The sequence below is a fragment of the Limnobacter sp. genome (assembly GCF_036405155.1).
Classification (GTDB): Bacteria; Pseudomonadota; Gammaproteobacteria; order Burkholderiales; family Burkholderiaceae_B; genus Limnobacter.
Genome location: NZ_DASWYD010000006.1, coordinates 385,180 through 406,397 on the forward strand (window position 1 = coordinate 385,180; position 21,218 = coordinate 406,397).

The 21,218-nt window shown below is 54.6% G+C and carries 20 protein-coding genes; 19 read left to right on the forward strand and 1 reads right to left on the reverse strand.

The genetic code is table 11. The features are described 5' to 3' along the window. The first annotated feature begins 154 nt into the window (after positions 1 to 154). The 17 genes from rpsB to VGE55_RS08145 all read left to right on the forward strand — a co-directional run bounded on the left by rpsB (position 155) and on the right by VGE55_RS08145 (position 17,394). Positions 155 to 910, forward strand: coding sequence for a 30S ribosomal protein S2 (gene rpsB, locus VGE55_RS08065; protein WP_256763782.1), 756 nt, complete (start codon positions 155 to 157; stop codon positions 908 to 910). A gap of 82 nt (positions 911 to 992) precedes the next feature. Next, the gene (gene tsf, locus VGE55_RS08070; RefSeq protein ID WP_331131194.1) at positions 993 to 1,889 is read left to right on the forward strand and encodes a translation elongation factor Ts; all 897 of its coding nucleotides are present in this window, start codon (positions 993 to 995) and stop codon (positions 1,887 to 1,889) included. Between the two features lie 119 nt (positions 1,890 to 2,008). Next, positions 2,009 to 2,719 (forward strand): UMP kinase, encoded by a 711-nt coding sequence (gene pyrH / locus VGE55_RS08075; RefSeq protein ID WP_331131195.1) that lies wholly within the window; start codon positions 2,009 to 2,011, stop codon positions 2,717 to 2,719. 23 nt (positions 2,720 to 2,742) lie between these two features. After that, entirely contained in the window at positions 2,743 to 3,303 is a 561-nt protein-coding gene (frr, locus tag VGE55_RS08080) for a ribosome recycling factor (protein WP_331131196.1), read from the forward strand. 6 nt (positions 3,304 to 3,309) lie between these two features. Continuing rightward, positions 3,310 to 4,101 carry a polyprenyl diphosphate synthase gene (gene uppS, locus VGE55_RS08085; protein ID WP_331131197.1) on the forward strand — a complete coding sequence of 264 codons (792 nt, stop codon included), beginning with the start codon at positions 3,310 to 3,312 and terminating at the stop codon, positions 4,099 to 4,101. Between the two features lie 26 nt (positions 4,102 to 4,127). Next, positions 4,128 to 4,979 carry a phosphatidate cytidylyltransferase gene (locus VGE55_RS08090; RefSeq protein ID WP_331131198.1) on the forward strand — a complete coding sequence of 284 codons (852 nt, stop codon included), beginning with the start codon at positions 4,128 to 4,130 and terminating at the stop codon, positions 4,977 to 4,979. After that, a complete protein-coding gene (dxr, locus tag VGE55_RS08095; protein ID WP_331131199.1) occupies positions 4,976 to 6,184 on the forward strand; it encodes a 1-deoxy-D-xylulose-5-phosphate reductoisomerase in 1,209 nt (402 codons plus the stop codon). Before VGE55_RS08090 ends, dxr begins: the two co-directional genes overlap by 4 nt. Positions 6,185 to 6,193: 9 nt before the next feature. Further along, the gene (gene rseP / locus VGE55_RS08100) at positions 6,194 to 7,555 is read left to right on the forward strand and encodes an RIP metalloprotease RseP (protein ID WP_331131200.1); all 1,362 of its coding nucleotides are present in this window, start codon (positions 6,194 to 6,196) and stop codon (positions 7,553 to 7,555) included. A gap of 54 nt (positions 7,556 to 7,609) precedes the next feature. Continuing rightward, positions 7,610 to 9,916 carry an outer membrane protein assembly factor BamA gene (gene bamA, locus VGE55_RS08105; protein ID WP_331131201.1) on the forward strand — a complete coding sequence of 769 codons (2,307 nt, stop codon included), beginning with the start codon at positions 7,610 to 7,612 and terminating at the stop codon, positions 9,914 to 9,916. A gap of 53 nt (positions 9,917 to 9,969) precedes the next feature. Next, positions 9,970 to 10,461 (forward strand): OmpH family outer membrane protein, encoded by a 492-nt coding sequence (locus VGE55_RS08110; protein ID WP_414675000.1) that lies wholly within the window; start codon positions 9,970 to 9,972, stop codon positions 10,459 to 10,461. 77 nt (positions 10,462 to 10,538) lie between these two features. Next, positions 10,539 to 11,618 (forward strand): UDP-3-O-(3-hydroxymyristoyl)glucosamine N-acyltransferase, encoded by a 1,080-nt coding sequence (gene lpxD, locus VGE55_RS08115; protein ID WP_331131203.1) that lies wholly within the window; start codon positions 10,539 to 10,541, stop codon positions 11,616 to 11,618. 20 nt (positions 11,619 to 11,638) lie between these two features. Continuing rightward, positions 11,639 to 12,088, forward strand: coding sequence for a 3-hydroxyacyl-ACP dehydratase FabZ (gene fabZ / locus VGE55_RS08120; RefSeq protein WP_331131204.1), 450 nt, complete (start codon positions 11,639 to 11,641; stop codon positions 12,086 to 12,088). A 62-nt stretch (positions 12,089 to 12,150) separates the two neighbouring features. Further along, on the forward strand, positions 12,151 to 12,942 hold the full coding sequence (lpxA, locus tag VGE55_RS08125) for an acyl-ACP--UDP-N-acetylglucosamine O-acyltransferase (RefSeq protein WP_331131205.1): 792 nt from the start codon (positions 12,151 to 12,153) through the stop codon (positions 12,940 to 12,942). Beyond that, a complete protein-coding gene (gene lpxB / locus VGE55_RS08130; RefSeq protein WP_331131206.1) occupies positions 12,939 to 14,114 on the forward strand; it encodes a lipid-A-disaccharide synthase in 1,176 nt (391 codons plus the stop codon). The genes lpxA and lpxB overlap by 4 nt, the downstream gene beginning before the upstream one ends. A gap of 56 nt (positions 14,115 to 14,170) precedes the next feature. Continuing rightward, a complete protein-coding gene (locus tag VGE55_RS08135) occupies positions 14,171 to 14,791 on the forward strand; it encodes a ribonuclease HII (RefSeq protein ID WP_331131641.1) in 621 nt (206 codons plus the stop codon). After that, positions 14,788 to 15,636, forward strand: coding sequence for an RNA methyltransferase (locus tag VGE55_RS08140; protein WP_331131207.1), 849 nt, complete (start codon positions 14,788 to 14,790; stop codon positions 15,634 to 15,636). The genes VGE55_RS08135 and VGE55_RS08140 overlap by 4 nt, the downstream gene beginning before the upstream one ends. Positions 15,637 to 15,669: 33 nt before the next feature. Continuing rightward, on the forward strand, positions 15,670 to 17,394 hold the full coding sequence (locus tag VGE55_RS08145; protein WP_331131208.1) for a cryptochrome/deoxyribodipyrimidine photo-lyase family protein: 1,725 nt from the start codon (positions 15,670 to 15,672) through the stop codon (positions 17,392 to 17,394). A gap of 4 nt (positions 17,395 to 17,398) precedes the next feature. On the opposite strand, the gene ppsR is transcribed toward VGE55_RS08145, so the two are convergent. Further along, positions 17,399 to 18,235 (reverse strand): posphoenolpyruvate synthetase regulatory kinase/phosphorylase PpsR, encoded by an 837-nt coding sequence (gene ppsR, locus VGE55_RS08150; RefSeq protein WP_331131209.1) that lies wholly within the window; start codon positions 18,233 to 18,235, stop codon positions 17,399 to 17,401. Between the two features lie 136 nt (positions 18,236 to 18,371). Here ppsR and ppsA point away from each other — a divergent pair, with 136 nt between their 5' ends. Both ppsA and VGE55_RS08160 read left to right on the forward strand, forming a co-directional pair. Continuing rightward, positions 18,372 to 20,783 carry a phosphoenolpyruvate synthase gene (gene ppsA, locus VGE55_RS08155; protein WP_331131210.1) on the forward strand — a complete coding sequence of 804 codons (2,412 nt, stop codon included), beginning with the start codon at positions 18,372 to 18,374 and terminating at the stop codon, positions 20,781 to 20,783. A 12-nt stretch (positions 20,784 to 20,795) separates the two neighbouring features. Further along, entirely contained in the window at positions 20,796 to 21,215 is a 420-nt protein-coding gene (locus VGE55_RS08160; RefSeq protein WP_331131211.1) for an NfeD family protein, read from the forward strand. The last annotated feature ends 3 nt before the right edge of the window (positions 21,216 to 21,218 follow it).

Here is a 21,218-nt window from a genome sequence, read left to right on the forward strand (position 1 = left end):
AGTATAATCTCGGGCTGTTCTGTCGAGAAGCTTTTTCTCGGCTTGGGCAAATCTGATGGCCTGTGCGACAGGGTGCCTTCGACCAAAGCGTGTTTCGATACGTGTCTGATGGCCCAGCACAGGTTCACTTAACCCTGTCTACACCGGAGAAATCATGGCAGTGTCTATGCGCGAAATGCTGGAAGCTGGTTGCCACTTTGGCCACCAAACTCGCTTCTGGAACCCAAAAATGGCCCCGTTCATCTACGGCCATCGCAACAAAATCCACATTATCAACCTGGAAAAAACAGTCACCATGCTGGATGACGCGCTGAAGTTTGTGAAGCGCCTGTCTGCCAACCGTGGCAACATCCTGTTTGTGTGCACCAAGCGCCAGGCCAAAGAAATCATCGCCGAAGAAGCGCAGCGTTGTGGCATGCCCTATGTTGACCAGCGCTGGCTTGGCGGCATGCTGACCAACTTCAAAACCGTCAAAACATCCATCAAGCGCCTGAAAGACATGGAAGCCGTGATTGCCGACGGTGGTCTTGAGCGCATGTCCAAAAAAGAAGCCTTGTTGTTTGAGCGTGAGCTGGAAAAGCTGAACCAGTCCATCGGCGGCATCAAGGACATGCCTACATTGCCGGACGCTATTTTCGTGTGTGATGTTGGCTACCACAAAATTGCCATCACTGAAGCCGAAAAGCTGGGCATCCCCGTCGTCGGCATCGTGGACACCAACCACTCGCCCGCTGGCGTTAGCTATGTCGTGCCTGGCAACGACGACAGCGCCCGCGCAATTCGCTTGTATGCCCGCTCTGTTGCCGACGCCGTTCTGGCTGGTCGCGATCAAGCGGTCAACGATGTGGTCGAATCCATCAAGGCCGGTGACGAATTTGTTGAGGTGCCAGCTGAGGGCGCCGAGGGCTAATCCGCTCAACCAAAAAGCCAAGGGGCGATCTGTTTCGCCCCTTTTTTTTGTCTGGTTCTAGAACCGAATTCAGGAGAGAACAATGGCTGAAGTTACAGCAGCAATGGTGAAAGTACTGCGCGAAAAAACCGACGCGCCGATGATGGAATGCAAAAAAGCCCTGACCGAAGCCGATGGTGACATGGAAAAAGCGGAAGAACTGCTGCGTGTCAAGCTGGGCACGAAAGCCAGCAAGGCCGCTGCACGCGTTACAGCCGAAGGCCTGGTGGGCATTTACATCGAAGCATCCGGCAAGCTGGGCTCGATTGTTGAAGTGAACTGTGAAACCGACTTTGTGGCCAAAAACGAAGACTTTCTGTCTTTGGTTGCCAATGTCGCCAAGTTGGTTGCCGACAAAAACCCTGCAGACGTGGCTGCACTGAGCGCATTGCCGCTGGGTGAGGGCACTGTTGACAGCGTTCGCGCCGCCTTGGTTGGAAAAATTGGCGAAAACATGTCCATTCGTCGCTTCCAGCGTGTGGAAGCACAAGGTCGCCTGGCTTCCTACATTCACGGTGGGAAAATTGGCGTGCTGGTTGACTTCAGCGGCGCTGACGAGCAGGTGGGCAAAGACGTGGCCATGCACATTGCTGCAACCAAGCCCAAGGCATTGAACGAAAATGGCGTGTCTGCTGAAGACATCGCCAAAGAGCGTTCCGTGGCTGAAGCCAAAGCGGCTGAGTCTGGCAAGCCTGCCGACATCATTCAGAAAATGGTGGATGGTTCCATCAAGAAGTTCTTGAAGGAAGTGGCGTTGTTGTCCCAGCCGTTTGTGAAAGACCCGGACAACACTGTTGAAGCCATGTTGAAGTCCAAAGGCAGCGCAATCAACAGCTTCCAGCTGTACATTGTGGGTGAAGGCATTGAAAAGAAGGTCAATGATTTCGCCGCTGAGGTGGCTGCTCAAGCTGCCGCCGCTGCAGCAGCATCCGGCAACTAATCCGTTGCTGGTCCAGAAGGGGTTTCTCGGGACGCGAGAAGCCCCTTTTTATTTGCGTTAAACGTAGTCATCCCCTTTTACGTTATAGAATCCTGACAATGATCCGAAAAGGTGCATGAATGGCGGCATACAAGCGTGTGTTATTGAAGTTGTCGGGCGAAGCCTTGATGGGAGAGGATGCGTACGGCATTAATCGCGAGACGATTGAACGAATGGTGGCGGAAATCGCCGAAGTGTCTCGCATGGGCGTTGAATTGGCCGTGGTGATTGGGGGTGGGAATATCTTTCGGGGTATCGCACCGGGTGCCGCGGGTATGGACCGAGCCACTGCAGATTACATGGGCATGATGGCCACCGTCATGAATTCCCTGGCCTTGCAGGACGCATTCCGGAGAGCTGGCGTTGCGGCCCGGGTGCAGTCGGCCTTGAACATCGAGCAGGTGGTTGAGCCCTACATCCGTCCCAAGGCCATGCGGTATCTGGAAGAGGGCAAAGTGGTGATATTCGCAGCAGGCACCGGCAACCCATTCTTCACCACAGACACGGCAGCGGCCTTGCGTGGCTCTGAAATCGGCGCGCAAGTGGTCTTGAAGGCAACCAAGGTGGATGGCATTTATTCTGCCGATCCCAAGAAAGATCCCAATGCCACCCGTTACGACCAAATCAGCTTCAATGAGGCAATTTCCAAAAACCTCGAAGTCATGGATGCCACAGCTTTTGCGCTGTGTCGTGATCAAAAGCTTCCCATTCGTGTGTTTTCGATCAACAAGCCGGGTGCGCTCTACAGGGCCGTCATGGGCGAGAACGAAGGCACCCTGGTTCACATGTGATTTACTGGTGAGTTGAGTTCAACATGAGTATTGCAAATATCCGCAAATCCACCGAAGAAAAAATGAAGCGCTCCATTGAGTCGCTGAAAACAGATCTTCAAAAAGTTCGCACCGGCCGCGCCCACACAGGCATTCTGGACCATATTCAAGTGGATTATTACGGCCAGCCCGTACCGATTTCTCAGGTGGCCAACCTTCAGTTGGCCGACGCCCGGACCATCACGGTTCAGCCGTGGGAAAAAAACATGATCGCCGCCGTTGAAAAGGCCATTCGTGAGTCGGATCTGGGGTTGAACCCCGCTGCCATGGGCGAAACCATTCGCGTGCCCATGCCTGCGCTGACTGAAGAACGTCGCCGTGAGTTGACCAAATTCATCAAAGGCGAGGGCGAGCAAACCAAGGTGGCCATTCGAAACCTGCGTCGTGATGCCAACGAGGCATTCAAAAAACTCGTGAAAGACAAAGAAATTTCCGAGGACGATGAGCGCCGCGCTCAGGATGACATTCAGAAACTGACCGACAAGGCTGTTGCCGAGGTTGAGCAGATTCTTCAAACAAAAGAAGCCGAAATCATGACGGTATAAACGCACATGGCCTTATTTACCAGTTCAACCCTGGAAATTCCTGAGACGACCTGTATCCCGAAGCACATTGCCATCGTGATGGATGGCAACGGACGATGGGCGAAGAGTCGTCTTCTACCCAGGGTGGCTGGGCACAAGCGCGGCGTTGACGCCTTGCGTCGGACCGTGCAGGCCTGTGTTGAGATGGGCGTCGAGCATCTCACTGTTTTTGCGTTTTCATCCGAAAACTGGCGTCGACCACAGGACGAGGTGTCTTTGTTGATGCGGCTGTTTATTCGTGTGCTGCGCAAAGACCTTCACGAGATGCACAAAGAAGGTATCCGGCTGAAAATCATTGGCGACCTCTCCCGCTTTGATGCTGAATTACAAAACGCCATCCAGTATGCACAAACGCTGACGGCTCAAAACACGCGTTTCTGCCTCAATGTGGCCGCCAACTACGGTGGGCGCTGGGACATACTTCAAGCCACGCGCGCCATGCTGAGCGCCAATCCAGCCTTGGCTGCAAATCCGGAAAACATTGTTGAGACGGATTTAACGCCCCACCTGTGCTTGAGTTGTAGCCCCGAGCCCGATCTGTTCATTCGCACGGGCGGAGAGCAGAGAATTTCCAATTTCCTGTTGTGGCAATTGGCTTACACCGAGTTTTATTTCACGGACAAGTACTGGCCCGATTTTGGCAAAGAGATGCTGACCGAGGCTATACAGTCTTATAACAATCGAGAGCGACGGTTTGGCCGGACGTCTGAGCAGTTGGCTACGCAGCAGCCCACTCCAGCACGTGCCGTGGCCAAATAACGGACCTCCATGATCGAGACAAACGCATGTTAAAAACCCGCATCATCACGGCTGTGGTTTTGCTCATTCTGTTGATTGCCATCCTGGTGTATGGCGGCAGTGTTGGCTGGAATGCCTTTATCGCAGTGGTGTTGCTAACGGCCTTGTGGGAGTGGGGGCGTTTGGGGCAATTGCCCGCCAACAATGCATGGGTTTATTCAGCAGTGGCCACCGGCCTGTCTGTGATTGCATATCAAGCCCTCAATCTGGCGGTTCAGTCCTTTCCAATCATGGCACTGGCAGGCATGTTTTGGGTGCTGGTGGCGCCGTGGTGTTTGCGCAATGTGTCCCTTGGACCGGTGAGTCGACAGGCGGTCTTTTTACCCTTGGGTGTGGTGTTGATTGGGGCCGCGTGTGTGGCATTGATTTTGGCGAAGGCCCAGGGCATTGTTTTCCTGTTGAGCATGATCGCCATCTGTTTTGCAGCAGACATATTTGCCTATTTTTTCGGCAAGGCCTTTGGCAAACGCAAACTGGCCCCCAGGGTGTCGCCCGGCAAAAGCTGGGAGGGTGCCATTGGTGGTGCTTTGAGCGTTTTGGCCTTGGGTTGGCTGGTTGTTGCTTTGTCACCCACTTGGCCATGGCTGAACGAAACTTGGCAAGTGAAGGCGCTGCAGCAGTGGCATCCGGTACTGTTCTCGTTTTGGCTGCTGGTGTTGAGTGCCTTCAGCGTCGTCGGCGATTTGTTTGAGTCCATGTTGAAACGTGCTGCTGGCATGAAAGACAGCAGTCAACTGCTTCCAGGGCACGGCGGTGTGTTGGATCGCATTGATGCCCAGTTGCCGGTCATGCCCTTGGCACTGCTGTTGGTCGCCCAAAGTTTGGGCCAGGTGGCATGACCAGCCCACGCTCCATTCTTTTGTTGGGGTCCACGGGGACCATCGGCGTCAATACGCTCGACGTTGTTCAGCGCCATCCCGATCGTTTTTCTGTCCACGGTCTTGTTGCAGCTAAAAACACGCAACGCCTGTTTCAACAGGCATTGGATCACCGTCCCAAAGTGCTGGTCATCTGTGATGAGAACGCATTGAACCACTGGCAGCAACAGGGGCTGACCGATCAATTGTCGGCCCAGTTGGGATACAGGCCTCAAGTGGGTGGTCAGGGTATTTTGGAGGAACTGTGTGCCAGCCCCGACGTGGACACCGTGGTGGCAGCCATTGTGGGTGCAGCAGGCCTTCGGCCTACGCTGGCCGCCTTGAAAGCTGGCAAGCGCGTGCTGTTGGCCAACAAGGAGTCACTTGTGCTGGCGGGTCGGTTCATGATTCAGGCTGCCCAAGCCTCGGGGGCCATATTGTTGCCAGTCGACTCTGAACACAATGCGATTTTTCAGTGTTTGCCAGCCGATTTTGACGTAAGAAAGGCATCCAGTTATGGCATTGAGCGCCTGGTGCTCACGGCCAGCGGCGGCCCATTTCGTTCCAAAAGCCTTGAAGACATTCAGCGCGTGACGCCTGCCCAGGCCGTGGCACATCCAAACTGGGTCATGGGTCCCAAGATCTCCGTGGACAGCGCCACCATGGCGAACAAAGGGTTGGAGTTAATCGAGGCTTTGTGGATGTTTGGTCTTCCGCCATCCCAGCTTTCTGTGCTGATCCACCCGCAATCCATCGTGCACTCTTTGGTGGAGTATAAGGATGGCAGCATGTTGGCGCAGTTGGGTTGTCCAGACATGCGCACGCCGATCGCCCATGTTCTGGGTCTGCCAGATCGAATTGCCTCCGGGTCCGCCCGCTTGAATTTGGCAAAAATCGCAAAACTGGACTTTGAAGAGCCTGATCTAAGGCGCTTTCCCATGTTGGGTTTGGCATTTGATGTGTTAAACAAAGCGGACTCTGCAGCACCCGTGTTCAACGCGGCCAACGAAGTTTCAGTGGAGCGCTTTTTGAAAGGAATGATTCAATATCCAGACATTGTCCGGATTACCGAGCGCTGTCTGGAACGTTTTGGCGTGGCCAACATCCAAAACCTGGACGATGCGTTGAACCTGGATGCCGAGGTTCGACTGCATGCGCATTCCCTTATTTATTCCTCGGTGGTTTAACGCTGCGCCATGCTGAATTCACTGGTCTCATTTGTTGTAGCGCTGGGTTTGTTGGTCTTCATCCATGAATGGGGCCACTACGCGGTTGCAAGGCATTTTGGTGTGCAGGTGATCCGCTTCTCGGTTGGGTTTGGGCGGCCATTGTTCCGCTGGGTGAGTCGAAAAACCGGCGTAGAGTGGGTTGTTTCGTGGATTCCATTGGGTGGATATGTGCGGATGCTCGATGAACGGGATCCTGACAGTTTGTCCGGGGCACAACCCATCGACTTGAACCGGGCCTTTAACCGCAAACCGGTGGGGCATCGATTTGCCATTGTGTTGGCAGGCCCCATGGCGAATTTGCTGTTGGCTGGTTTTTTGTATGCCATTTTGAATTATAGCCAGCCGGGTGGCATGGCCACCGTTGTGGCCCAGCCCACCCCAGGCAGCGTGGCTGAGCAAATGGGTTTGCACGCGCAAGACAGCATACAGACAGTCAACGGACAGCCAACCTTGACCTGGAGCGATGTCTCATGGGCGTTGCTCAAGGCCAAGCTGTTCGGTCAAGACTTGACAATGACCGTCGAACGTCAGGGTACGGCATTGTCGCTTCAAGCCTCATCCGCATCGAAGCTGCCCGGTGAAATTGGACCAACACTGAACCGGGACTTGGGCTTGTTGCCATTTGAACGCAAGGTGTTGGTTGGCTCCGTAGCGCCGGGTTCACCGGCTGAGCGCGCCGGTTTTCAGGTCAAAGACCAACTGTTGACCGTTGACAAACTCCCGGTCCAAAGTGCTGCACAATTCACTCAAATGATTCAATCAAGACCCGACAAACAGGTGGAGATTGAGGTTATTCGCGGTCAGGACACCGTGTCGATTGTTGCTGTTCCAGAGGCTGTGAAGGCGAATGATCCGACTTCGCCCGGCTCAGTGACGATAACCGGCAAATTGGGCTTGGGCATCGGCGGTCAACCCGACTGGGTTGAGCATCCAAAAAGTCTAACTGCTGCCCTTAAAACCGGGTTTGGTCGGATGGTCGAGGTCAGCGTTTTTTCATTGGCTGCGTTGGTCAAAATGATCACTGGTGAATTGTCGGTTGAACACCTCAGCGGGCCAGTGTCGATTGCGGCGGCGGCCGGCGAGTCTTCCAGCCTTGGAATTTTGCCCTTCATCGCCTTTCTGGCCATGGTTTCTGTTAGCCTAGGCGTTTTGAATCTTTTGCCCATTCCACTCTTGGATGGTGGGCACTTGATGTATTATTTGGCCGAAATTGTTCGTGGAAAACCGGTGAGTGAACAAGTACAGATGTGGGGTCAAAAAATCGGCATGACAGTCATCGCGCTGCTCACGTCGGTTGCTCTGTTCAACGATATCCATCGACTCCTGTAAATAAAGAAATATCCCAACAGTTCCGGCCAATGTGGTCCGGTAGGAATGATCTGAATGACAATTCGAAGTCTATTGTTTCCTTCGCGGCTGGCAGCGCCAGTGATTGCATTGTGTGCCCTGTCGACATCGGCGGCCTTGGCTGCGGGAAACCAGTTTGTCGTCAAGGATATTCAGGTTGAAGGTTTGCGCCGAACCGAGGCGGGTACGGTGTTCAGTTATTTGCCGATCCGCGTTGGTGACACATTCAATGACGAAAAGGCGCTTCAAGCCATTCGTGCGTTGTTTGCCACGGGTTTTTTTGATGACGTCAAAATTTCGTCCAAAGACGATGTGCTGGTTGTGACGGTTGTTGAGCGTCCAGCGATTGCATCGGTGGAGTTCAACGGAACCAAAGAGTTTGACAAAGACACGTTGAAAGAAGCCTTGAAAGGCATCGGAATCGGCGAATCCAAAATATTCGATCGTGCTTTGCTGGACAAGGCGGAACAGGAACTGAAGCGCCAGTATTTGTCTCGCAGTCGCTATGGTGCCCAGGTTCAGACGCGTGTCGACCAACTGGCCCGCAATCGTGTGGCGATTACATTCAACGTCGATGAAGGTGAGGCTGCCTCCATCAAGCAGTTGAAGATTCTGGGTGCCAAGGAGTTCAAAGAGAAAGACCTTCTTGAAGAATTCGAGCTGGGTACCACCACATGGACCAGTTGGTACACCAAAAACGACCAGTATTCCCGACAGAAACTGAGTGGTGATCTGGAAAAGCTGCGTTCTTTTTACTTGAACCGCGGTTACGCCGATTTCAATATCGAAAACACGCAGGTGCAGATCGACCCGAACAAGCAGGACATCTACATCACGGTGACCGTGAAAGAAGGGCAAAAGTTTAAGTTCGGGGACATTGAGCTGAGTGGTGAACTAATTGGCCGTGAAAATGAGTTGAAAGGGCTGCTTCAAGTCAAAAAGGGCGATCCCTTCAATGGCGAAGCCCTGAATGAAAGCACCAAGGCCATTCAGGATCGGCTGGGCAATTATGGGTATGCATTTGCCAATGCCAACGTGATTCCAGAGTTGGATCGTGAAAACCGCATCGTCAACGTGAACATCGCGGTGGACACTGGTAAACGTGTTTATGTGCGCAGAATGAACGTGGGTGGAAACACGCGGACCAAGGATGAAGTTGTTCGCCGTGAATTCCGTCAGTTTGAATCCTCTTGGTACGATTCACGCAAAATCCAGCTCTCCAAAGAGCGCGTTGATCGCTTGGGTTATTTCTCAAAGGTCGACATCGAAACTGTTCCAGTGCCAGGCACGTCTGACCAAGTCGACGTGAATATGCAGGTTGAAGAGAAGCCCACAGGCAACTTGTTGTTGGGTGCGGGTATTTCCAGTACAGACAGCCTGATTTTGTCTGCCGCCATTCAGCAGCAAAACTTGTTTGGTACCGGCAAAACCGTGGGGCTTGAGCTGAACACCTCCAAGGTGAACCGCACCATCTCGTTCTCGTTGACCGATCCTTATTACACGTTGGATGGTGTTTCACGCAGCATCGAACTTTACAACCGCCGCACGGACCCCAGTGCGTTGAACCTGGGTGACTACCGCATCGAGACCACCGGTGCAGGTCTGCGTTTTGGATTCCCGATCAGCGAATTTGAACGGATTTCATTCGGTGGAGGTTATGAATCGACCAAGCTGGATGTTGGCCCACTCAGCCCTGCGCGTTTCCAGCAGTATGTGCGTGATTTCGGAAGTTCTGCGGATGCCTACTTGTTGAATGCAGGGTATTCCTTTGACAGCCGCGACTCCGCCATTGCCCCAACACGTGGCCGTGTGACCCGTTTGAGCGCTGAGTATGCAACCCCGTTGGGAGATCAGGAATTTATCCGAACCACCTACCAAGAGCAGGTTTACCTTCCTTTCGGTAAAAAGTACACGCTCGCCCTGAACGGTGAAGTGACGGCCGGTTTCGGACTGGGCAGTTCGAAATATCCAATCTTCCGAAATGTTTATGCGGGTGGTATTGGCACGGTGCGTGGGTATCGGTCGTCGACCCTTGGGCCCCGGGACACAGACAACGTGCCCACTGGGGGCTCGAAGCGCCTGATCGGCAATGCGGAATTTTTCTTCCCGGTACCGGGCATGAACAAAGACCGCACTTTCAGGGCCTTCACCTTCCTGGATGCTGGCAACGTTTACCAGTCCGACGAAAAAATCAATCTGGGCAGTTTGCGTTATGCCACTGGCTTGGGTATTTCGTGGTTGTCACCCGTTGGCCCGTTGAAGTTCAGTTTCGGTATTCCGCTGAACAAGGAACCTCTGGATGAAGTCCAGCGTATCCAGTTCACGATTGGTACGGGCTTCTGATTGAATGAATTTACACATTTGGAGAAACTGGTTTGAAAAGCGTTAAACATTTGATGGTGGCAGCAACATTGAGCCTTGCTGCCTTGATGCCCGCCATGTCCGAAGCCCAAGCAGCAAAGATTGGCTTCGTCAACACCGAGCGGATCCTGCGCGATTCGAAGTTTGCAGTAGAGTCTCAAAAGAAACTTGAGCGTGATTTTTCCAAACGCCAAAAAGAACTGGAAGACATGGCTGGCCGAGTGAAGGCCGAGGCCACCAAGCTGGACAAAGACAGCATCACCCTGCCTGAGGCGGAAAAAGTGAAGCGTCAGCGTGATCTGGCTGAGATGGACCGTGATTTTCAGCGCAAACGCCGTGAGTTTGAAGAAGACCTGGCTCAGCGCAAAAACCAGGTGGTGGGTGAGTTGATTGAACGTGCCAACCGAATCATTCGCCAGATCGCCGAAAAAGATGGCTACGACATCATTTTCCAGGAAGCGGTGTATGCCAACAAGCGCATTGACATCACGGACCAAGTGTTGACCAGCCTGGATGGCGGCAAGTAATGGGCTTCGGGCACCGTGAAGGTGCCCGCCCAATGAATGGACTCGCACCACCAACCTGACTTTGAGATTCACCAAGCATGAAATTCATTGAAACAGCGTTGAGCCAGTTGCGGGTCCAGTTTGGTGGGGAGATTCGATCGTTCATCGGTACCCCATCGTCAGTAGACCCGACGCTACAGGGCATTCAGACCTTGGAGAAGGGCACTGAACATCACCTTGGCTTTCTGGCCAATCCAAAATACAAAGATCAATTGATCACCACACGTGTCGGCGTGGTGATGGTTCGGGCCGATCAGTTTGAGTCTCTGGCTGCGTACGTTCGAGACAACCGTGCTCCCGATTTGCCAATGCCCCTGGCTTGGTTGCTGCCTGACCCTTATTTGGCTTATGCCAATATTCAACAGTGGTGGGTTGCTCAAAGCGAATTCAAGCCCCAGCCAGGCGTGCACCCCAGTGCCGTGGTGGACCCCTTGGCCACCGTGCATCCCACCGCTTGGGTGGGGCCCAATGTCGTGGTTGGTGCACATTCTGCGATTGGAGAAGGCGTTCGGCTTGAGGCGGGTGTTGTGATTGGTCGTGATGTAAGCATCGGCGCCAATACCCGAATTTATCCCAATGTCAGCGTTTACGACGAATGCGTCATCGGGGCGAATTGTATTCTTCACGCCGGTTGTGTGATTGGTGCGGATGGTTTTGGTTTTGCGCCCAACAAAGGCCACTGGGTGAAAATTCCCCAAGTGGGTCGAGTCGTGATAGGGGATGACGTGGAAGTGGGTGCCAACACCACGATTGATCGAGGGGCGTTGGACGACACGATCATTGGCTTTGGGGTCAAGCTTGATAACCAGATCATGATTGCCCACAATGTGCAGGTGGGTGAGCGCACTGCCATGGCCGGTTGTGTGGGCATTGCGGGCAGCACGCGAATTGGTGCGCGTTGTACTGTGGGCGGAGCAGCCATGATTCTAGGTCACCTTAACATTCCCGATGGCACGCACATTTCTGCGGCCACCACGGTGATGAGCAGTATCAAAGAAGCCGGTGCTTACACCGGCATCTTCCCCATGGAAGAACACAAAAACTGGGAGCGCACCGCTGTGTCGCTCAAACAGTTGGTGAAGTTGCGCGGAGAGCTTCGCGACCTTCAAAAAAAATAACCTTTTTCACCTCAGAAGCTATGACAACCCCTGTACTGGATATCAAGGACATTCTCGCCCAATTGCCGCACCGCTACCCCTTCGTTCTGGTGGACAAGGTGCTGGAGCTGGAGCCCGGAAAACGCATTTTGGCTCAGAAGAATGTGACCTACAACGAACCGTTTTTTCCGGGCCATTTTCCCATTCACCCGGTGATGCCGGGTGTATTGATCATGGAAGCACTGGCCCAGGCAGCCGGCGTGTTGTCCTTCAATTCCATGGACGCCAAACCCTCTGACAAGTCGGTGTTTTACTTTGTGGGCATCGACAATTGCCGCTTCAAGCGGCCCGTGGTGCCAGGCGACGTGCTGATGCTGGATGTGTCCATTCGCAAAATTTCCCGAGGCATCTGGATGTATGAGGCCAAGGCCCTGGTGGATGGCAAAGTAGTGGCTGAAGCCGACTTGATGTGTACATCCCGGGAAGTCTGACGAAGGCCCGTCCGGGTGTAGCGGGTGTCCATGCAAACAACACAACAACTGGAGACTGAACCATGACCCTGATTCACCCCACCGCAATTGTCGACCCCAAGGCGCAATTGCATGAAACCGTGGAGGTTGGGCCATTTTCAATCATCGGGCCCCATGTCACCATCGGCGCCCGGACCAAAGTGGGACCGCACATGGTCATCAGCGGGCACACCACCATTGGTGAAGACAATGTATTTCACGGCAATGCCACCATTGGCGGCGACCCGCAGGACAAGAAATACAAGGGTGAGCCCACCCAACTGCTGATCGGTAACCGGAACACCATTCGGGAATATTGCACATTCAACACGGGCACTGTGCAAGACTTGGGCTATACCAAGCTGGGTGACGACAACTGGATCATGGCCTACGTTCACCTGGCGCATGATTGCGTGGTGGGCAACAACACCATCATCGCCAACAGCGTGCAGTTGGCTGGTCACGTCATCATTGGTGACTGGGTGATTTTGGGTGGCTTGAGCGGCATTCACCAGTTTATTCGGGTGGGTGACCACGCCATGACAGCCTTCCAGACCAAATTGACGCAGGACGTGCCGCCGTTTGTGATGGCCGCTGGCTACCCGGCTGGTCCAGCGGGCATCAATGCGGAAGGCTTGAAGCGCCGTGGTTTTTCGCCGGAGGCCATTCTTAACATCAAGCGTGCCTACAAGGCCATTTACCGCCAAGGCTTGAGCGTTGACGAAGCCAAGTCTGCAATTGATGACCTGACCGCCGCAGCACCCGACGATGCAAAGCCCCACCTGGTCCACATGAAAACCTTTCTGGACCAAGCCACCCGCGGCATCATTCGATGACTGTTTCTCCGAATGCGCTGCTGGCCGTGCGCTCGTCGGCAGATGTGGCCATTGCGGTTGGCGAGGCATCCGGCGACTGGATCGGCGCGCTGGCGATCGACACGCTCCTCAAGCAGCACCCAGACTGGACCGTGGAAGGCATTGCAGGCCCAAAGCTGCGTGAAGCCGGTGTGAAAGCGCTGCACCAGTCGGAAGAGCTGTCTGTTCGCGGTTATGTGGAGGTGTTGCGCCATTTGCCCCGCTTGCTGCGCATGCGCAAAGGCTTGATGCAGCGTTGGTCTATGACTCAACGCCCGCGCGTGTTGGTGGGGGTGGATGCGCCCGACTTCAATTTGAAATTGGAGCTGGTGGTGCGCGCCGCTGGGGTACCCACCGTTCAAGTGGTTTGCCCGTCCATATGGGCCTGGCGCCGGGAACGCATTCACACCTTGAAACAGGCGTGCAGCCACGTGTTGTGCATTTTTCCGTTTGAGCCAGCCCTGTTGCAGGAAGCGGGAATACCGGCCACCTACATGGGGCACCCCATGGCGCCTTTGGTGCCTGAAATCATTGATGTTCCATCCTATCGAGTTGCTTTGGGGCTGGAGCAACAGGCGGAGTATTTGGCTGTACTGCCGGGCAGCCGGGGCTCAGAGGTGAAGTACCTGGGCCAGGTGTTTATTCAAACCGCACTCGAACTGCTGCGCCATAAACCTGCGTTGAAGTTCATCACACCATTGCCGCCCGGGCCATTGCTGGAGGGCTTCAAGCAATCCATTCCGGCGCCATTGAAACCCCACTGGATGGTGGTGGCGGGGCGCTCCCATGAATGCATGGCGGCTGCCAATGCCGTGTTGCTGGCCAGTGGAACCGCCACGCTGGAAGCCATGATGTTCAAAAAACCCATGGTGATTGCCTACAAGATGCCTTGGCTTAGCTACCAGTGGATGAAAAACAAGGGCTACCTGCCTTACGTTGGTTTGCCCAATATTTTGCTGGACCGTTTTGCGGTACCGGAACTGATTCAAGACGCTGCCAACCCGGCCGACTTGTGCAAGGCCGTGTTGTTTCAGTTGGACGATGAGCACAACCGCCAGCAACTGGAGCGTGTGTTTCTCGAGCAGCACCAGCGGTTGCTCCAGCCCTCTGGCGATATTGCAGCCCGGGTGGTTGAACAGGTGATGCAATCATGAAGCCAGCGGTGCGTCGTTCCGTTTCACCGGTCTGGGATTGGCCGCAGCTTTTGCACATGGCGCGGGAGGAAAGCCGCTGGATCATCGGCGTTGATGAAGCGGGTCGAGGCCCATTGTGCGGCCCTGTGGTGGCTGGCGCTGCTGCATTGGCAGACCCCAATCCGATTGAAGGCCTGGCGTGTTCAAAAACCCTGTCACCCAAGCGTCGAGAGGCTTTGTATTCGCAAATCACGGCCCAGGCCCCGGCCTGGGCACTGGCCGAGGGGACTGTTGAGGAAATCGATCGCCTCAATATACTGCAAGCCAGTTTGTTGGCCATGCACCGCGCCGTGGACCAGGTGGTTGCCCAATTGCAGTTGCCCATAGACCGTGTTTTGGTGTTGGTCGATGGCAATCGGCTTCCGAAATGGCCTTACCGAAGCGTGGCCGTCGTCAAAGGCGATGAAAAAGTACCTGCCATTTCGGCAGGCTCCATCTTGGCAAAAGTCAGCCGTGACCGGTGGTGTGAAGCCCAGGCCCGGTTGTATCCGAATTATGGTTTGGATGTCCACATGGGCTACCCCACACCCATGCACCTTGAGCGGTTGAAAATTCATGGTGCAAGCCCCATTCACCGGCGAAGTTTTGGTCCCGTTCGGGCAGTGTTGAATGCCGTGGCCGGGGAGCACAGACCATGACCGTGTGGGAACGAAAGCGCATCGACTCGCTGCACAACGACACCCTTAAAGCATTGATCAAGATTTTGGGTACCAGCGGTAACATGAAAGAGCAGGGCATTGCAGCGGCCGAGGGTTTGCACCTTGCAGCGTGTTTTGTTGGGCGCCCCCAGTTCAAGCTGGACGCTGTGTTTGTGCCCGATGAACGCATGGAAGACCCTGTTTGGCTGGACATGCTGGGTGCCTTGCAGGCGCAGCAACCGTTCAACGTGAAAGGCAAGCCCTTGACGCTGTTTGAAATGCCGATGGTGGTGTTTAAAAAGTTGAGCAAACTCAATACACCCACCGGCCCTTTGCTGGTGTTTAAAACTCCGGGTAAGGGCGCTGCGCAGTCGTTGTTAAAACCGTTGAAGATGGACAGTGATGTGGTGGTGCTGGACGGCGTTCAAGACCCGGGCAATGTGGGCACCTTGCTGCGCAACTGCGCGGCCGCAGGCATCAGTCAAGTGGTGTGCACCGAAGGCACTGCCTGGGTTTGGAATGACAAGGTGCTGCGCGCGGGCATGGGTGCGCAGTTTGAGTTGACCATTCATGATGAAGAGGCTTTGCTGGCAGCGTTGGCCAACGCACCGCACACACCCGTGCGCGTGACCAGTCTGCAAACTGGCGCCATCGATGTATTTGCAGCCGACCTTCGAGCACCAGGCATTTGGGTGTTTGGCAGTGAAGGGCAGGGCGTAAGCCCAGCCTGGATGAGCCGCGCAACGCAACCCGTGACCATTCCACAGTCCAACGCCGTTGAAAGCCTGAATGTGGCCAGCAGCAGTGCAATCTGCCTGTTTGAACAAATTCGGCAGCGCCGATAAACTGGTGTGAATTGCAGTTTGATTGGTGTGCGCATGGCGGATTCTGCCAAAAAACTACATGTGGTCTGGTTAAAACGTGACATCCGTCAGCATGACCATGCGCCGCTGGTGGAGGCGGTGCGACAGGCCAGTCAGGGTGGTGGTGCCGTGTTGGTGCTGTACCTGTTTGAACCAACCTTAACCACACAGCCAGACTACGCACCCCAACATTTGGAATTCACCAAAGAGTGTTTGCTGGACCTGGCCCAGCAACTGCCAGGTGTGTTGCCCTTGTATGTATTGAAAGCCGATGCAGAAACGGCGTTTGACCGCTTGTTTGGCGCAGGCCAGCCGTGTGTGCTCTACAGCCATGAGGAAACTGGCAACTGGGCCAGTTTTCAGCGCGACAAAGCCATTCAAGCACTGTGTGAAGCACACGCCACGCTGTGGCATGAATATCCGGCCAACGCCGTGGTGCGGCGTTTGAAATCCCGCGATGCATGGAGCAAACTATGGCTGGACCGGATGAGTCAACCCCTGCTACCGCCGCCCAACACCAAACGCCTGTCCAGCATTTCGCAGGCTCAACTGTTGGGGTTGCTCGACACTGTGTTCGAAGGTCTTGATGGCTGCGTTCTCCCGCAGCAGCAAGTGGTTGAGCCGAATCAATCCAATCCATTTTATTGGCCTCAATGGAGCGAGCCACGCGCACTTTGTCGCCCTGGTCTTCAGGACAAACCAATCCGTCAACGTGGCGGTCGGGCTCATGCCCTGAGCCTGCTGGAACAGTTTTTTAAGCAACGCGGACAACATTACCGCTCCGAAATGTCCAGCCCTTTGAGTGCAGAGTCCGCTTGCTCCCGCATTTCTCCGTATTTGGCGTTGGGGGTGTTGTCGATTCGGGAAGTGTTGAGTCGGCTTCAAGAAGCCCGTGGCCATTGGTTGAGCAGTACGGCCGCAACACCTTTTGAAAAAAAGGCTTGGCAACAGTCACTTAAATCGTTTGAATCCCGCCTGCACTGGCACTGCCATTTCATTCAAAAACTAGAGAGCGAGCCCGAGCTTGAGTTTCGCGCTGCGCACCGTGGCCTGGACCCCATGCGAAACGCAGGCCCACTGACGCCGATAGAGCAGGTGCGACTGAAGGCGTGGATTACCGGTCAAACCGGTTTCCCCATGGTCGATGCCTGCATGCGCATGCTGATTGCCACTGGCTGGGTCAACTTCCGGATGCGTGCCATGCTGGTGGCATTTGCATCCTACCAATTGTGGTTGGACTGGCGGCACACAGCGCCCTTGTTGGCCTGTGAGTTTTTGGATTATGAGCCCGGTATCCATTACCCGCAATTCCAGATGCAAAGTGGTGTAACGGGCATCAACACCCTTCGAATTTACAACCCGGTGAAACAGGCCCGTGACCATGACCCCGAGGGCTTGTTCATTCGGCAGTGGATTCCGGAATTGGCTGCCTTGCCCACCGAATGGTTGGCGGAACCCTGGAACACACCCCTCATTATTCAGCACGATTGCGGCTGCGTCATTGGCCAGCATTATCCGAAACCCATCGTGAACCCAGACACCGCGATTTCGGATGCGCGTGGAAAAATCACCGCCTTTCGCCATCAACAAGGCTTTGTCGAGGAAGCCAGGCGCGTGTATGAAAAACATGGTTCGAGAAACCCGGACCGAAATGGCCGTCCCAGGCGAGCCAAACTTCGTCAACCCGAGGACTCAACCGCCAACAACGCCAGCGACACGGCGCAGCAGTCCCTGTTCTGAAACCTCAGTAGATGGGTGACCCCAGGTTGAGTTGTTGCAAGATGGTGGTGGAAATTTCTTCGATGGACTTGCTGGTTGAGCTGAGCCACGAAATGCCTTCCCGACGCATCATGAATTCCGCCGCTTTCACTTCCTTTTTGCAGTTTTCCAGCGATGCATAGTGGCTGCCTGGGCGACGTTCATTGCGAATTTCACTTAGCCGTTCCGGTGAAATCGACAAACCAAAGATTTTGTTTTTGAACGGGGGCAGGGCCAGTGGCAACTCACCGCGTTCGAAGTCTTCGGGAATGAGTGGATAGTTGGCTGCCTTAATGCCATATTGCATGGCGAGGTAAAGGCTGGTGGGGGTTTTGCCAGAGCGTGATACACCGATCAAAATCACATCGGCGCCTGCCAGGTCTTTGTCTGTTTGACCATCGTCGTGGGCCAGGGTGAAATTGATGGCTTCAATCCGGTTTTTGTATTGCTCATTGTCGGAAATGGTGTGGGACCGACCAATGCGGTGGGTACTTTTCACACCCAGCTCATTTTCCAATGGCTCCACAAATTTAAGAAACAAGTCCATGAACACGCCATTGGCCTTGTGGACCACTTCATTGATCACGGGGTTCACCAAAGTGCTGAACACAATGGGCTTGATGCCATCATAAATAGCGATGTCATTGATCTTCTGCTTGGCCGAAATGGCCTTCACTTCTGAATCAATAAACGGGATGCGAATTTGCTTGAATTTGATGCCCTCGAACTGGGACAGCACCGAGTGGCCGAGGGTTTCGGCCGTGATGCCGGTTCCGTCTGAAACGAACACCACTGTTCGCTCTTGAGGAATATTTTCTGGCATGAATCATTCTCCTGGGCCGCACTGTTCAAAACACCGGTTACAGTTACAATCATAGTGAAAATATCAGTGGAAATAATCGATGTGACGCCCCCCAAGAGCCGCATTCATTATTTCTTTTGATTCATAAGGTGAAACCATGGCAACAAATCAAGGAGTTAGCGAGACAGCACTCGTCCTCCCCTTCGAGCAACTTCGAATGGACGATGTTGAAATTGTCGGCGGTAAAAACTCTTCGCTGGGGGAAATGATCTCTCAGTTGGCCGAAACCGGTGTGCGCGTTCCGGGTGGTTTTGCCACCACGGCGCATGCGTTTCGTGAATTTTTGAAAGCCAACAACCTGGTTGAACGCATCAACACCAAACTGGACGCACTGAATGTGGACGATGTGCGTGCGTTGACACAGGCCGGTGCTGAAATTCGCCAGTGGGTGGTTGAGGCACCATTGCCTGCTGATCTTGAAAAAGCCATTCGCGAACACTATGCGGCCATGATGGCGCAAAGTGGTGCCGAAATTTCCGTGGCTGTTCGTTCCTCGGCCACGGCTGAGGACCTGCCCGATGCCTCGTTTGCCGGCCAACAGGAAACCTTCCTGAACGTGAATGGCATTGACGACGTACTTGAAAAAATCAAAGAGGTGTTTGCCTCCCTGTACAACGACCGAGCCATTTCTTACCGTGTCCACAAGGGCTTTGCCCACAGCGATGTGGCCCTGAGCGCCGGTATCCAGCGCATGGTTCGGTCTGACGTGGGTGCCGCCGGCGTGATGTTCACGCTGGACACCGAAAGCGGTTTTGACCAGGTGGTCTTCATCACCTCCAGCTACGGACTTGGCGAAACGGTGGTGCAGGGTGCGGTCAATCCTGACGAGTTTTATGTTTTCAAGCCCACGCTGGAAAGCGGCAAGAACCCCATCATCCGCCGGCAGATTGGCTCCAAGCTCATCAAGATGGAATTCGATCTGAACAAGGAAACCGGCAAAAGCGTGCGCACCGTCGATGTTCCCGCAGAGCTGCGCAACCGTTACTCCCTGACCGATGAGGACGTGGTGCAACTGGCCAAGTACGCCATGATCATCGAGCAGCATTACGGCCGCCCCATGGACATTGAATGGGGCAAAGACGGAAATGACGGCAAGCTCTACATTTTGCAGGCACGCCCAGAAACCGTGAACAGCCAGAAAAGCAACGATGTGCAATTGCGCTACAAGCTCAAGGGCAATTCGTCTGTGCTCAGCACCGGCCGCGCCATCGGCCAGAAAATTGGTTCAGGCCCAGTGCGTGTGATCAACGACGCCGCCGAAATGGACCGTGTTCAAGCGGGCGATATTTTGGTGACCGACATGACCGACCCGAACTGGGAACCGGTGATGAAGCGTGCGTCTGCCATCGTGACCAACCGAGGTGGGCGCACCTGCCATGCCGCAATTATTGCGCGCGAGTTGGGTATTCCTGCTGTGGTGGGTTGTGGCGACGCCACCGACAAATTGAAAGAAGGCATGCTGGTGACCGTGAGCTGCTCCGAAGGCGACACCGGACACATCTACGAAGGCTTGCTGGAAACCGAGGTCACCGAGGTCAAGCGCGGTGAGCTTCCCGAAATCCCGGTCAAGATCATGATGAACGTGGGCAACCCACAACTGGCGTTTGAATTCTGCCAACTGCCCAACAAAGGCGTGGGTTTGGCGCGTTTGGAATTCATCATCAACAATGCCATCGGCATTCACCCCAAAGCGATTCTGGATTATCCCAATGTGGATGCAGACCTGAAAAAGGCCGTTGAAAGTGTGGCCCGTGGCCATGCAAGCCCGGTGGCCTTTTTTGTGGACAAGCTGGCAGAGGGCGTGGCAACCATTGCCGCGGCCTTCTATCCAAAACCCGTCATTGTGCGGATGTCGGACTTCAAGTCCAACGAGTACCGCAAGCTGATTGGCGGCAGCCGTTACGAACCGGAAGAAGAAAACCCGATGTTGGGTTTCCGTGGCGCAGCGCGCTACATTTCCGAGGAATTCGCAGAATGCTTCGAAATGGAATGCCTTGCCCTCAAACGCGTTCGTGAGGAAATGGGCTTGGACAACGTCCAAATCATGATTCCGTTTGTACGCACCCTGAACCAGGCTGCCCGCGTGGTGGACCTACTGGGTCGCAACGGGCTGAAGCGTGGCGAGAACAAACTCAAGCTCATCATGATGTGCGAGGTACCCTCCAATGCTGTGTTGGCCGATCAGTTCCTGGAATACTTTGATGGTTTCTCCATCGGCTCCAACGACCTGACTCAATTGACCTTGGGCCTGGATCGGGACTCGGGCCTTGAACTGCTGGCCGCTGACTTCGACGAACGCGACCCAGCCGTGCGGGCGTTGCTGAGCAAAGCCATTGAAGCTTGCCGTTCCAAAGGCAAATATGTGGGCATTTGCGGTCAAGGGCCTTCGGACCACCCCGACTTTGCTTTGTGGTTGGCGGCCGAGGGCATTGAGTCCATCTCCTTGAACCCAGATACTGTGGTGGATACCTGGCAAAAGCTGGCGGATCGCCAAAAGCGCGCGGGTTAAAGGGGCATCACCATGGGCGAGGTGTCATTCTGGCTGGTGTTTGGCGGCGCGCTGTTGATCGCCGAAATGACCACAGGAACGTTCTATTTGCTCATGGTGGCCTTGGGTGCCTTGTTGGGGGCTGGAGTGGCTTACATGGGCTACCCGGTACCCCTTCAAATTGCGGCGGCTGGCGTGTTTGCGGCAGCCGCCACGTTGGCTTTAAAAAATTCTCGAAAAAACGACTCCGCAGCCCAAACAGACAACCAGTCGCTGGACATTGGCAACCCCGTGTCGGTTGAAAGCTGGCAACAAGGCGGCCGTGCCACCGTTCAATATCGGGGTTCGCAATGGGCAGCCGAGTCGGTGGATGCCGCGCCCACCCCGGGTGAGCACCGCATTGTGGCCGTGCAGGGCAGTGTTCTCAAACTGCAAAAATCACCCCAAGCCTAAAGG

What these genes read in the sequence shown, in the direction of transcription:
- ppsR (WP_331131209.1), bottom strand. Translation starts at nt 18,235, where the DNA reads ATGCCAGAAAATATTCCTCAAGAGCGAACAGTGGTGTTCGTTTCAGAC.
- rseP (WP_331131200.1), top strand. Translation starts at nt 6,194, where the DNA reads ATGCTGAATTCACTGGTCTCATTTGTTGTAGCGCTGGGTTTGTTGGTC.
- VGE55_RS08135 (WP_331131641.1), top strand. Translation starts at nt 14,171, where the DNA reads ATGGCGCGGGAGGAAAGCCGCTGGATCATCGGCGTTGATGAAGCGGGT.
- dxr (WP_331131199.1), top strand. Translation starts at nt 4,976, where the DNA reads ATGACCAGCCCACGCTCCATTCTTTTGTTGGGGTCCACGGGGACCATC.
- frr (WP_331131196.1), top strand. Translation starts at nt 2,743, where the DNA reads ATGAGTATTGCAAATATCCGCAAATCCACCGAAGAAAAAATGAAGCGC.
- VGE55_RS08140 (WP_331131207.1), top strand. Translation starts at nt 14,788, where the DNA reads ATGACCGTGTGGGAACGAAAGCGCATCGACTCGCTGCACAACGACACC.
- bamA (WP_331131201.1), top strand. Translation starts at nt 7,610, where the DNA reads ATGACAATTCGAAGTCTATTGTTTCCTTCGCGGCTGGCAGCGCCAGTG.
- fabZ (WP_331131204.1), top strand. Translation starts at nt 11,639, where the DNA reads ATGACAACCCCTGTACTGGATATCAAGGACATTCTCGCCCAATTGCCG.
- uppS (WP_331131197.1), top strand. Translation starts at nt 3,310, where the DNA reads ATGGCCTTATTTACCAGTTCAACCCTGGAAATTCCTGAGACGACCTGT.
- VGE55_RS08090 (WP_331131198.1), top strand. Translation starts at nt 4,128, where the DNA reads ATGTTAAAAACCCGCATCATCACGGCTGTGGTTTTGCTCATTCTGTTG.
- lpxA (WP_331131205.1), top strand. Translation starts at nt 12,151, where the DNA reads ATGACCCTGATTCACCCCACCGCAATTGTCGACCCCAAGGCGCAATTG.
- rpsB (WP_256763782.1), top strand. Translation starts at nt 155, where the DNA reads ATGGCAGTGTCTATGCGCGAAATGCTGGAAGCTGGTTGCCACTTTGGC.
- ppsA (WP_331131210.1), top strand. Translation starts at nt 18,372, where the DNA reads ATGGCAACAAATCAAGGAGTTAGCGAGACAGCACTCGTCCTCCCCTTC.
- pyrH (WP_331131195.1), top strand. Translation starts at nt 2,009, where the DNA reads ATGGCGGCATACAAGCGTGTGTTATTGAAGTTGTCGGGCGAAGCCTTG.
- VGE55_RS08160 (WP_331131211.1), top strand. Translation starts at nt 20,796, where the DNA reads ATGGGCGAGGTGTCATTCTGGCTGGTGTTTGGCGGCGCGCTGTTGATC.
- VGE55_RS08110 (WP_414675000.1), top strand. Translation starts at nt 9,970, where the DNA reads ATGGTGGCAGCAACATTGAGCCTTGCTGCCTTGATGCCCGCCATGTCC.
- tsf (WP_331131194.1), top strand. Translation starts at nt 993, where the DNA reads ATGGCTGAAGTTACAGCAGCAATGGTGAAAGTACTGCGCGAAAAAACC.
- lpxB (WP_331131206.1), top strand. Translation starts at nt 12,939, where the DNA reads ATGACTGTTTCTCCGAATGCGCTGCTGGCCGTGCGCTCGTCGGCAGAT.
- lpxD (WP_331131203.1), top strand. Translation starts at nt 10,539, where the DNA reads ATGAAATTCATTGAAACAGCGTTGAGCCAGTTGCGGGTCCAGTTTGGT.
- VGE55_RS08145 (WP_331131208.1), top strand. Translation starts at nt 15,670, where the DNA reads ATGGCGGATTCTGCCAAAAAACTACATGTGGTCTGGTTAAAACGTGAC.